Source organism: Psychrobacter sp. (genome assembly GCF_036731945.1).
Lineage (GTDB): Bacteria > Pseudomonadota > Gammaproteobacteria > Pseudomonadales > Moraxellaceae > Psychrobacter.
The window spans coordinates 3,694-16,429 of the sequence record NZ_DAINDI010000012.1 but is presented as its reverse complement, the minus strand read 5'-3'; the positions used below and the strand labels follow the sequence as shown (position 1 = coordinate 16,429).

Annotated in this window: 10 protein-coding genes and 1 pseudogene; 10 read left to right on the top strand and 1 reads right to left on the bottom strand. The window is 45.0% G+C overall.

Annotated elements, in window-relative coordinates:
• From V7D75_RS03890 to V7D75_RS03850, 9 genes and pseudogenes are all read left to right on the top strand, one after another.
• A pseudogene (locus tag V7D75_RS03890) lies at positions 1 to 196 on the top strand (acetate kinase); the annotation flags it as partial.
• A 110-nt stretch (positions 197 to 306) separates the two neighbouring features.
• Positions 307 to 2,406 carry a phosphate acetyltransferase gene (pta, locus tag V7D75_RS03885; RefSeq protein ID WP_333613487.1) on the top strand — a complete coding sequence of 700 codons (2,100 nt, stop codon included), beginning with the start codon at positions 307 to 309 and terminating at the stop codon, positions 2,404 to 2,406.
• A 201-nt stretch (positions 2,407 to 2,607) separates the two neighbouring features.
• Entirely contained in the window at positions 2,608 to 3,501 is an 894-nt protein-coding gene (locus V7D75_RS03880; RefSeq protein ID WP_333613486.1) for a nicotinate-nicotinamide nucleotide adenylyltransferase, read from the top strand.
• Between the two features lie 149 nt (positions 3,502 to 3,650).
• The gene (gene rsfS, locus V7D75_RS03875; RefSeq protein ID WP_333613485.1) at positions 3,651 to 4,064 is read left to right on the top strand and encodes a ribosome silencing factor; all 414 of its coding nucleotides are present in this window, start codon (positions 3,651 to 3,653) and stop codon (positions 4,062 to 4,064) included.
• 199 nt (positions 4,065 to 4,263) lie between these two features.
• Complete coding sequence (locus tag V7D75_RS03870; RefSeq protein ID WP_333613484.1) at positions 4,264 to 5,037, top strand: MOSC domain-containing protein; 774 nt, start codon at positions 4,264 to 4,266, stop codon at positions 5,035 to 5,037.
• A gap of 6 nt (positions 5,038 to 5,043) precedes the next feature.
• Positions 5,044 to 5,928: an N-acetylmuramoyl-L-alanine amidase gene (locus V7D75_RS03865; protein ID WP_333613483.1), complete on the top strand. Its 885-nt coding sequence runs from the start codon at positions 5,044 to 5,046 to the stop codon at positions 5,926 to 5,928.
• A gap of 29 nt (positions 5,929 to 5,957) precedes the next feature.
• Positions 5,958 to 6,149 carry a hypothetical protein gene (locus V7D75_RS03860; RefSeq protein ID WP_333613482.1) on the top strand — a complete coding sequence of 64 codons (192 nt, stop codon included), beginning with the start codon at positions 5,958 to 5,960 and terminating at the stop codon, positions 6,147 to 6,149.
• Positions 6,150 to 6,233: 84 nt separating this feature from the next.
• Entirely contained in the window at positions 6,234 to 6,788 is a 555-nt protein-coding gene (locus V7D75_RS03855; protein WP_333613481.1) for a DinB family protein, read from the top strand.
• A gap of 93 nt (positions 6,789 to 6,881) precedes the next feature.
• Positions 6,882 to 7,526: a hypothetical protein gene (locus V7D75_RS03850; protein WP_333613480.1), complete on the top strand. Its 645-nt coding sequence runs from the start codon at positions 6,882 to 6,884 to the stop codon at positions 7,524 to 7,526.
• A gap of 71 nt (positions 7,527 to 7,597) precedes the next feature.
• Here the strand turns inward: V7D75_RS03850 and purL are convergent, their stop codons facing one another.
• A complete protein-coding gene (gene purL / locus V7D75_RS03845) occupies positions 7,598 to 11,596 on the bottom strand; it encodes a phosphoribosylformylglycinamidine synthase (protein WP_333613479.1) in 3,999 nt (1,332 codons plus the stop codon).
• Between the two features lie 399 nt (positions 11,597 to 11,995).
• Here purL and V7D75_RS03840 point away from each other — a divergent pair, with 399 nt between their 5' ends.
• Positions 11,996 to 12,490: a pyridoxamine 5'-phosphate oxidase family protein gene (locus V7D75_RS03840; protein WP_333613478.1), complete on the top strand. Its 495-nt coding sequence runs from the start codon at positions 11,996 to 11,998 to the stop codon at positions 12,488 to 12,490.
• Positions 12,491 to 12,736: the final 246 nt, after the last annotated feature.

Genomic DNA, 12,736 nt, shown 5'->3' with positions numbered 1-12,736 from the left:
AGTGACCACGCGGACGCGTATTTTAGAGATGATGCCGCATTTTGGTATCAAGGTAGATAGCATTAAAAACGCTAGCTTGGTCGGTGGCAAAGAAGGCAGTTTCCATGCCGACGATAGCAGCATTGAGCTGTGGGTGGTACCAACCGATGAAGAATGCCGCATTGCCCAAGAAACGCGCGAAGCCTTAGGTTTGTAAGCATCAGATTGCTAAACAAACCATGACTTGTGCCATAAGAAAACAGGGAGCGTTTGTATGGCACAAGGATAAAACGCGCTTAAAAAATAAAATAAATAGTAGGATACATTATGCAAACTTTTTTACTTGTGCCCATCAGTCGCGGTATCGGTGTGACGTCAGCGGCGTTAGGCTTGATTCGCGCCTTTGACTATAACGGTATCAAAGCTGGCTTTATGAAGCCGTTTTTACAAGACGATACCTTAGATAAGCAAAACAGTTTAGACAGCTCAAGCGCGCTGGCAATGCACGCTTTTGGTCTTAATCCACCCAAATCTATCAGCCGTCAGCGCCTTGAGCGTATGCTTGGCGACGACAACGATGTGGTGATTTGTGAAGGCTTAGTATCGACGACTGAGACCTCTTATGCGTCGCAAATCAACCGCGCCATTGCCCATGCCTTAGATGCTAAAATCATTTTTGTCAGCACCGCCGATACCAGTAAACCTGCCTATCTGGCTGACAAGCTTGACGTCCACGCCCGTGAATTTGGCGGTATTGCCAGTGAGCGCACGCTTGGTTGTATCTTAATGCGGATGCACGATTTACCAAACGCCCAAAGCACCCTCGAAAATCAAATGGTCGCCCCAGGCGAAGCCATCGTCAATTTAGACGAGGGCTTTATGCAAGAAGTGCAGCGCCTGTCACCACACTTTAATACCGAAGAGTTCCGCTTAATCGGCGTAGTGCCCTTTAGTGACTCGCTCTCTGTGCCACGCACGTGGGATATCGCCGCTGAGCTTGACGCCACTTGGCTAAATGTCGGTGAGGCAAAATCGCGCCGTATCAACCGCATCAGTTTGACCGCGCGCTCGGTCGCTCGCGTTGATGAAGTCTTTAAACGTGGTACGCTTATCGTTGTGCCGGGCGACCGCGACGACTTACTGTTGGCCGCAGGGCTTGCTTGTATCAACGGCATCCCTTTAGCAGGACTGGTATTAACAGGCGGCGTAGTCCCAAGCGAAACAGTCGCTGAGCTTTGGCAATCGGCGCTCAAAACCGGCATCCCTATCATGAGTGTCGAAAGTGACAGTTATGAGACCGTACAAAGCCTGATGCATATGAGCTCTGAGATTCCAAGCGATGATACCGAGCGCGCCGAAGAAGTGGCACGTTATGTCGCCGCGCATTTAGACCTCAACTGGATTAAAGAGTACTTTAGCCAAGAATATGAGATGCGCTTATCACCATCGGCATTTCGTCATCAAGTGGTCAAAAAAGCGCAAAATGCCAAAAAACGTATCGTGCTCCCAGAAGGCTCAGAGCCACGTACGGTCGAAGCGGCGTGCATTTGCCAAAGTCGCGGTATCGCCAACTGCGTGTTGATTGCCAAGCGTAGTGAGGTCGAGCAAGTAGTGAAAAATCGCGATTTGGTGTTGCCTGAGGGCCTTGAGATTATCGACCCTGATAGCCTCGATATGGATAAATATATCAATGCCGTGGTCGAGCGCCGTAAGGGTAAAACCAACGCCGAAGTCGCTGCTGAATACCTCAAAGACACGGTTTATTTGGGTACGACCATGCTCGAGATGGACGAGGTAGACGGTTTGGTTTCTGGGGCAATACACACAACCGCGAATACCGTGCGCCCTGCGTTTCAGCTAATTAAAACCGCGCCGCAGTATTCGCTGGTATCGTCAGTGTTCTTTATGCTGCTACCTGAGCAAGTGGTGGTCTATGGTGACTGTGCCATTAATCCTGACCCGAACGCCGAAGAGCTCGCTGAAATCGCCATTCAATCGGCGCAGTCTGCCGCCGCCTTTGGTATCAATCCAAAAGTGGCGATGATTAGCTACTCAACGGGTTCATCTGGTACGGGCGCTGATGTCGAAAAAGTCATTCGTGCAACCGAAATCGTCCGTCAGCGTGCGCCGCACCTCGCCGTCGATGGCCCATTGCAATATGATGCCGCTTCGGTCATGAGCGTCGGTAAACAAAAAGCCCCTGACTCACCGGTTGCCGGACAAGCAAACGTCTTCATCTTCCCTGACCTAAACACTGGTAACACCACCTATAAAGCGGTACAACGTAGCGCCAATGTGGTCAGTGTCGGACCGATGTTGCAAGGTTTGAATAAGCCCGTTAATGACTTGTCGCGTGGTGCGTTGGTCGATGATATTATTTATACCATTGCCCTGACCGCCATCCAAGCGCATAGCGACGCGATTTAATCTCGGTACCGTTTATAATTTACAGTCATGCTTAATCGCTCTACATTTAACCGACTATCATCATGATGGTCGGTTTTTTATGGACTATTTTTGTTAAATCTTTAGGGCTTTAAAACATACGACCCTACTGAGCGCTCGACAATAATGCTATAGTTCACTTAACGACACTGTACATTCGCAGCGCTTTTTGCTCATTTATTTATGCCTCATTCTAAAGACTATCCTCTAACAAAAAACGCCAAACCCGCCATTCGTGCCTATTTGGGCGGCTCATTTGATCCTGTGCATAATGGTCATCTGCAAATGGCGCTGTATGTTTATCAAAGTTTATTACCAATAGCAAAGCAACAACAGCGTGAGCTACAGGTGTCATTATTGCCCAATGCGCGCTCGCCGTTTAAAGCAGACAGCACCGACCCTAAGCACCGTCTGGCCATGCTAAAGCTGGCTATAAAAAATACCCCGCTACAAATCAATGAGCTTGAGCTGTGGCAAACGCCGCCGGTCTATACCATTGATAGTGTAAAAACCTTACGCGCGCGCTACCCGCACGATGACCTGATATTTATCATGGGCATGGACAGCGCGCAGAGTTTGGATAAATGGAAAGACGGTTTGACGCTGACCGATCATGTCAATTTATGGGTATTTAATCGGCTTAGCATTGCTGAAAATGACCCTATTATTAATAATAATGATGAAAATACTATTGCACAAGAAAAGCTTATTAATCAAGACTTAGTAACGTCAAACCTTACTGCACTGCAATCTCAGCTTCCCATAGCATTGCAACACTTCATCACTGACTCGGCTACTGACCTTGTCGCGCCAGCTTTGCAGCATTTAACAGCCAGCAGTAACTTGAAAAACACCGCTCAAGGACGCATTTATATAGACCCGCGCCCTGTGGCAGCGATATCAAGCACCCAAGTACGTCAACAGCTGCGCAAGCAAGGTTCGCAAAACGCAACTTTACAGCCAATAAATGCTATCATTAACCCGACTGTACCCAATTCGTTCGCTAAATGGCTAAATCCTGCCGTTTATCAATATATTATCGACCATCAGCTATATTCTGCTGCTCAATTCCGTTAAAATCGCCTTATACGTTTAACTTTACCTATTTTATCCATGTTGCCGCAAAAACACCTGCCTATTTACCTATTTTTCAAGGGCTCGTGAGCAAGCAATGTGATGATTTACTATTTTATTTTTAATATTTATGATTGAAGAGAAGACCATTTATGACCAATACCATGACTGAAGAACGCTTAAAAGAATGCTTAGCGGTAGTCGAAAACACGCTTGACGATATGAAAGCAAAAAATATCACTGTTTTAAACGTAGAAAATCTAACGGACGTGATGGAGCGCGTCGTCATCGCTGACGGTACTTCAAAACGCCACGTCCGTGCGATGGCAGACAGCGTCGGCGCTGAAGTTAAACAAGCGGGCTTTATGCCACTTGGCCGTGAAGGCGGTACCGATTCTGACTGGACGCTGATTGATTTGGGCTCTGTTGTCGTGCATATGATGACGCCAGCTGCGCGTGAGTTCTATGACTTAGAAGGCCTATGGTCGTCACCTGATCAATTGGCTGAGCTGGTCGCTGTACCGCGTGAGAAGAAAACCGCAGGTCGCCGTAATAAAAATAAATAATCTTGTTTGTTAACAGCACTGTTTAACAAAAGACCAGATTCAACTCTGGTCTTTTTTTGTTTAAAATTTGGTACAGATAAAGGTTAAATCGCTAAAGCCATATAATCACATGCCCGATTAGGCTAAGATAATAGCCATCTTTAACATCTCTAATGAGTTAACCACTCGCCTAATAAATCCCTATCGATTAGGATATTCCATGAGCATAGAGCAAATAGCATCTTCTAGCCAAAAAAATAGTGCTGATTTCAATCAACCTTTACCGCTACATATCGCCAATTTAACCTGCGTGCGTGCTGGCAAAGCCATGCCATTTGCCCGTGAGCAGATGAGCGCCATTGATAAAGCACCCATCAAAGAAGCGGTTGCGGTCAACTTCATGGGTCTGACCATTGATGAACAAGCCGACCGACGCCATCATGGCGGTCCGCTAAAGGCCGTGCATCAACTGCCAGTTGCAACCTATGAGAAAATTAACGCTGAGTTTGGCTTAAAGGTACGCCTTGGCACACTAGGTGAAAACTTAACGACTGAAGCGGTCAATGACCTGCCTGCAATGAATGAGTCGACGGTGTGTATCGGTGATGTTTTTCAATACGGTGGGCAATATGGCAATACTGATAATAACAACAGCGTCCAACTTCGCATCGTGCAACCTCGCCGCCCCTGCTACAAAATCAATGACCAAATTGGACAGTTTAAACTGAACAAAGTGCCAAATATCGCCTCTTGGGTGACCAAACAAGGTATCGCTGGCTGGTATTTTCAGGTTGTACGTGATGGTATGATTCACGCTGATTTGCCGGTTTATCTCATCGAACGCCCCTATCCTTTTGCGACGCTTGAAAAGCTATGGCAATTATCAAACTCAAAAGAGAAATTTGCTGCAAAGGTGATTGAGCCGTGGCTGGCGATTGAATGTTTAGAAGAAAGCTGGAAAAAGGTTTTAGCAAAGAAAATTAGGAAGGGTTAGCATTTCATGGCAAAAAATATCTTTTTAGCATTAGCATGTATCTTAACGCTGCCTTTAATTGGCTGCGTGACCACTCATAACGCCCAAATAGCGACCAGCGAGCCTTTCGTCATCGATAGCGAAACCTATCAAGCTACGGGCAAAAGCGAGCGTATTAAAACCATTATTTTGCATTATACGGTGAGTAATAATGCCCGCGCTATTAAGCTTTTGACTACTGGTGACGTCAGCGCTCACTATCTGATTTTGGATAATAACGATAATAAAATTTATAACTTAGTGCCCGAGGGCGAACGCGCGTGGCATGCTGGCACGGGCGGTTTTGCTGGTAGAACGATACTCAACGATACCTCTATCGGCATCGAGATTGTCAACCCAGGCATCAAACCTGAATATCGAGACGCCTTAAAAAACGGTGCGCTCGACTATCATCCTTATGAGCACTATATTGAATTTAATGAGTTGCAGATCAAAAAAACAGCACAGCTGGTACAAGAGTTGGCAAAGCGCTATCATATCTCACCCAAGAATATCATCGGTCATGCGGATATGGCACCTTCGCGTAAAATCGACCCCGGTGCCAAGTTCCCTTGGCAGCGACTGTATTTCGATTACGGCATTGGCGCTTGGTATGATGAATTTGACAAGCAATTCTTTATGAATCAAGACGCGTTTGCAGCGGCAACGATACCTGAGATTAAGCAAGCGTTTCGCGATTACGGTTATCAAATCAATGACACAGACGCGTGGGATAAAGCCAGTCGTGATGTCATTTATGCTTTTCAATTACACTTCCGCCCGCAGCAGCCAACGGGCGAGCTGGATTTAGAAACTTATGCGATACTACGTGCACTCAATAAGAAGTATGCTGGTCGTGATGACTTTTATTAATGGATAAAAAATATTAGGAGACATAAGCCATGAGTAACTCACAATACAACGAGCAAAATGAGCAAGACGAGCTACAGAAATATCTAGAAGAAAAAGACAAACAGGAGCAAGAAAAAGAGCAGGAAGCCGAGCCGCTCTCTGCGTATGAGGCTTGTGTACTAAAAGAAAGCGCTAGAATTCATGAGCTGATTGCTGAGGCTCAGAAAGAAGTTAAAAAATGATTTGAGTATTAGCGACACAGAGTTCGGAATACTATCGCAATATAAAATACCTGAAACCTGAAAAAAGCCTATGGCTCAAATACTATGATAAAACCTAACTTTGAAATCATGGCATCATACAATGCGCTAATGAATAAAAAAATATATGACAGTATTTCGACCACTTCTGATAATGTTTTATGGGAGAACAAAAAGGCATTTTTTGGTTCTATACTGGGTACGCTAAATCATCTAATGGTTGGCGATTTGATTTGGCTCAATCGTTTCAACCAACATCCCAGTTATCCAACAGGATTTAAAGCTTTAGAGCCGTTAAAAGATTTCCCATTACCTACTAAGCTTACTCAGATTTTATATGATGATAAACACGGTTTTAGTAGAAATAGGCAAGCTCTAGATCAGATAATCATTCGATTTATTGAAGAGTCAGAAGAAAGCGATTATTTAATGAATTTGAGTTATCGAAATACTAATAACGATACCTTCAATAAGTCTTTTTCTATGTTGCTACAACATTTTTTTAATCATCAAACTCATCATCGCGGACAAGTAACTACTTTACTTGCTCAGATAGGGATTGATATAGGAGAAACAGACTTACTAATGTTGATTCCAAGTGTAGATGGTGAATGGTTGTAGGTTAGTGCCTAGGGATGAGACCCAACATCTTGTTTTCTCAAATTAGTTGACTGTTGCAAGAGGTAGCGTATCTATTAACTTATAGGTAAAGATATGAAAAATATTCTTATCATTATATTACCACTCGTACTTTTAACGGGTTGTGAACAAGTATATTGGTTGAAGATACTAACTCAAGCTACTTTTGAAGAGTTCGCAAACCAACGTAAAGCGGCTAAACAATGCCCAGACCCTAATTTCTGGTTTTCTGAGGGCTATTCTATAGGAATAGAACCTTATGATTATTCTATCGTTACGCAGTACTATACTTGTGAATACTACAATGCCAAAATTACTGAAGATTACGAAGAACATTGGGAAGCAGGCTATAAAAAAGGCGCGCTAGAAAAAATTTGTGTTTCTGACAATTTATATCAATTTGGTATTCAAGATACTCCAAATTATGTTGTAAATGAAACAGATCGGCTCATTGATATTTATAACATATTCGAGAAAATCGATAAATACTGTCCAGTGGAACAGAAAAAAGATCTAAAGATATCTTTCCACAAAGGGAAGATAGATAAGATGAAAAAAGATGTTGCCTATAATATAGAAGAAATCGAGCGTCTAAATAAATTGACGCCTGAACAGAGAGGCGATTATGTCTCTATCGACTCTATAAAAAAGTATATCGCTTCTAGTAAAGATGAAATTCAAGTTTTATGTCAAGAAATAGAAAGTCTTTCTAAGCCTTAGTTTTCTATCAAATACAAAAAAAGGTGAGCCGAAGCCCACCTTTTTTATTATCTAAAAATAACTATTACTTTCTAACGCAACCAAGCACGGGCGTTACGGAACATACGCATCCAGGCGCCGTCCTCATCCCACGCTTCTGGTTTCCAGCTGTGATTGTAGGCACGTAGCGTACGCTCAGGGTGCGGCATCATGATGGTGACGCGACCGTCGGTGCTACACAGACCCGTGACACCGCCGAGCGAGCCGTTTGGATTGAGCGGATAGGTCTCGGTTGGATGACCTTGGCTGTCGACGAAGCGCATGGCGAGCTGACCGTGTTTTGCCATACCGTCGATCTCGGTGTTGTCCAGCGTGGCATAGCCTTCACCGTGCGCCACCGCAATCGGCAAGATACTGTCTTGCATACCTTTGAACAGGATAGACTTGGTACGCTCGACTTTGACGTTGACCGTTCGCGCTTCAAAGCGAGCCGATTTATTGGCAATAAAGCGTGGGAAGTTCTCCGCGCCTGGGATGAGGTCTTTTAACTGCGCCATCATCTGACAGCCGTTACAGACACCTAGTGAGAAGGTATCAGGACGGGCAAAAAAGCGTACAAATTGCATGCGCAATTCGTCATGGAACAAGATAGAGTTTGCCCAGCCAGAGCCAGCGCCCAGTACATCACCGTAACTAAAGCCACCACAAGCGACCAGACCATCGAAGTCACGTAGATTGATGCGACCTTCTAGCAGGTCACTCATGTGGACGTCGACCGCTTCAAAGCCAGATTGGGTAAAGCCTGCGGCCATTTCTGTCTGACCGTTGACGCCTTGCTCACGCAGGATAGCGACTCTTGGCTTGCTTTCACGGCTAGCTAGATATGGCTCTTCCACTTTTTGATTGAGGTCAAAGTTTGGTGCAGCGATTAGACCTTGATGGCTAGCATCGCTAATCAAGTCATACTCTTGCTGGACGCACGCTGGATTGTCACGGCGTCGAGCGATTTGATAGCTAACATGACTCCACTCTTGTTGTAGCTCAGAACGGCTAAAGCGTAGCGTAGCATCGCCCATATGTAGCGGCGTTTGAATGATAAGGCTGTCTTCCTCACAGCTTTGACCGACGAGGCTGAGCATATCGCTGACGTTAAATTCTTCTGCCAATTGCATAAGAGCCGCGACATTTTCTGGTAAGACCTGAATGACCGCGCCCAGCTCTTCACTGAATAATTGACCGAGTAGGTTTTTATCGTCCAATGACAGCTTGATACCTTGACGACTGGTGAATTGCATCTCTGCAATCGTCGCCAGCAAACCACCATCGCCGATATCGTGATAAGCGCTAATGACGCCTTGCGCGTTACCCGCTTGGATAAAATTAAAGAAGTCGATTAAATCGCTTGGCTTTTCAAGGTCAGGACATTCATTGCCCAATTGGCTTGCCGTTTGCGCAAGGATTGAACCGCCAAGACGCAGTTTTCCTTTTGATAAATCAACACGGTAGAAGGCGCTGTCACCATTAATGAGTTCAGGTGTTAAGGTTTTTGCCACATCAATAACAGGCGCAAAAGCAGTAATCACGAGGCTCATTGGCGAAACCACTGATTTATCCGTGCTACCGTCTTTGTTGCTATCTGTCCAGTTGGCACGCATGGATAGCGAGTCTTTACCGACGGGAATGGCGATACCCAACGCAGGACATAACTCTTCACCAACGGTATATACAGCATCGAACAGTGCAGCGTCCTCATTGTCATCGCCGCAGGCTGCCATCCAATTCGCTGACATAGTGATGTCTGATAACTGGTTAATACGCGCGCCAGCAATATTGGTAATCGCTTCACCGACTGCTAAGCGCGCAGAAGCTTTTGGACTAATCAAGGCAACAGGCGTACGCTCACCAACGCTCATCGCCTCACCACTCATCGGCTGACCATCTAGCGCTAATAAACCAGACGCGGTAACGGCACAATCGGCAACCGGCACTTGATAGCGACCTACATATTGGTCACGGACTACCATACCAGTAATCGAGCGGTCACCGATGCTAATGAGGAATGACTTGCTCGCAACGGTTGGATGACGCAGCACATCTTTGATAGATTCAGCTAAATTAAAGTCATTAAGCTCAAGCGGTGGCAATTCTTTCTCTTGACGGCTAAAGCTACGCTGCATCTGCGGCGTACCACCGAGCAATACTTGCATCGGCATATCGACTGGCTGCGCGTCTAACAATTCATCATCAACGATAAGCTGACGTATTTCCGTCGCTTCACCCAAAATAGCATACGGGCAACGCTCACGGGCGCAAATCGCATCAAACTGCTCTTGGCTTTCAGGGCGAATCGCTAACACATAACGCTCTTGCGCCTCGTTTGACCAAATCGCCATCGGCGACATGCCTGCTTCTAGCGACGGAATTTTCCGCAGGTTTAAATGGGCGCCCATCTCGTGGTCGTTGACTAATTCTGGCATGGCGTTTGATAGACCACCTGCACCAACGTCATGTAATGAGACGATTGGGTTACCGTCCGCGCTGTTGTTACTAGCGTCGACATTGTTACCAGCTAAGGCCCAGCAGCGATCGATGACTTCTTGGCAGCGGCGTTCCATCTCGGCGTTATCGCGCTGCACAGAAGCGAAGTCCAAACCTTCATCCAGCTCGCCGCTATCGACAGACGATGCTGCGCCGCCGCCCAAGCCGATTTGCATCGCAGGGCCGCCAAGGACAATTAATAAGTCACCTTGTTGAATGGCATTTTTTTCTATTAGGTTACGTTTGATATTGCCGTAACCACCTGCCAGCATGATTGGCTTATGATAGCCGCGCATTTCGCTGCCGTCTTTTGCCGCTGAGGTATCTAATTGGAAGCTACGAAAATAACCGCAGAGGTTTGGACGCCCAAATTCGTTTGAGAAATTGGCTGAGCCGAGTGGTGCTTCGGTCATAATCTCAAGGCTGGTGGCCATACGATCAGGCGTACCATAATCCTGCGTGCTGACTTGACCTGATTGCTCCCATTTTTCGGCAAGCTCTGGAATATGCAAGTGTGATACATGAAAACCTGTCAGACCGGCTTTTGGCTTACCGCCACGACCGGTTGCGCCTTCATCGCGAATCTCACCGCCCGCGCCCGTTGCTGCACCCGCATAAGGGGCAATCGCCGTTGGGTGGTTATGAGTTTCGACCTTCATTAAGATATCGATTTCTTCTTGATGAAAGTCGTAAGGATGGGCAGAATTTGCATCCATGGCATCGGTTGGCACTGGATAATAACGCAGCCCATCTGCCCCAGCCATTACCGCGGCGTTGTCTTTATAAGCCGACAAGATACCTTGTGGATTGGCTTTATAAGTATTTTTAATCATTTGGAACAACGATTTTGGCTGTACTTCGCCATCGACCGTCCACTCAGCATTAAAGATTTTATGACGGCAATGCTCTGAGTTGGCCTGTGCAAACATCATCAGCTCAACGTCAGTTGGATTACGCTTAAGCTCGTTGACGTAGGCATTCATTAGATAGTCGATATCTTCACTCGATAAGGCGAAACCAAATTCTTTATTGGCGGCTTCTAGTGCTGATTGACCTTGGCCGATGACGTCAATGCGATTAAGCGACGCTGGCTGTTCATCATCAAACAGTTTATTTACGTCATTTAAATCATAAACTAGGCTTTGGGTCATACGGTCAAACAATAATTGCTCAGCGTTTACTGGCAGTTTTTCGCCTACTTCACCATCAACAGTTAGGGTATAAACAATAACGCGCTCGACGCGTTTAATTTCAATTTCACAGTTATTAAAGATATCGGTCGCTTTACTGGCCCATGGCGATATGGTGCCAAAACGCGGACCGACGATCACTTGTATTTGATTGCCCTCTGGAGCGGCAAGTTGAATATCGGCATGCACCCCAAACAAATCCAGCGCTTTTTTCTGCTCATCACCTACGAGGTCGCGCGATAGCACATAAACCTGCTGAGTATGAATCTGGCTGACATTTAGCTCGGTTTTTTGCTGAAACTGACTGATGAGTTGCTGCGTCTGAAAATCGGTAAGAAACGGTTGTCCGGCGATGGTCATCATAAAGGCATAATCCGTAAGATCAAGGCATCTCTGCCATGCAAAGTAAATGGTCTGTGTATTATAACAAGAAGCCCTGTAATAAGCAGGTCAAAACCAAGATAAAAAGCTTTTCAAAACAGAAATATTGCTCAGCTGGCGTCACAATTTTTACCTAATTCTTGTAAACCTTACAAACACTCACATCGCATTACTGGCGACCTATATAAATAAGAGAGTAATAATCGCTATTCTAGTTGGCAGTTGCGATGAGTTAAGCGCCTCATAACGAGCTTTAAAACTATAACTATAATCTGCTCATAAAAATTACTATAAACGGCGCTGGCTTGTCTAAACTGGATGATTAATAAGCAACCATAAGTTAAAAAAACTACTTACTATAATGATAAAAGGAAAAACCCAATGAGTAACCAAGAGCATATCGCCAAAATTCAAGAAATCATCAAAGACGTAAAATTTGCCATGATGAGCACCACCAATAAAAAAGGTGACATTCATGCTTGGCCGATGACCACCAATAAAGCCGATGTCGCTGCCAAAGAGATTTGGTTTATCGGTGATAAAACCTCAGACGTCGTCAAAGACATCCAAAACGATGCAAGAATTGGATTAACGTACGCTACCCAAGACGAGAAAAACTACGTTTCTATCAGTGCTAATGCTGAATTATCGAACGATAAAGATAAGTTAGATGAGCTATGGTCACCTGTTTATAACGCCTTTTTTGCCGAAGGTAAAGAAGATGAAAACGTCCAGTTGATTAAAGTGGTACCACATGGCGCTGAATGCTGGATTAGCGGTAGCTCAGTGGTCAATATGTTTAAAATGGCAACCGCAGCGGTACAAGAAGGTAAAACTGCTGAAGATTTAGGTGAGACTTTCTCCGTCTCTCTATAACCTCGCTTTCTGTAAGTTTTGCTGTCTTAATAATAAAAAACAAAAAATAAGACATCTATTTGAACGCCAGTAAATTTTTATTTACTGGCGTTTTTTTATTTTATCAATATTTTGCCAATATGTTTATGACCTTGCTCGTTATTTTTGGCACATTAAAGCTTACAAAGCGTCACAGCGTATTACAGAGCAGCTATATCGTTTTATTAAGCAACTTTATTATATTAATAACTGATTCCAGACATAACG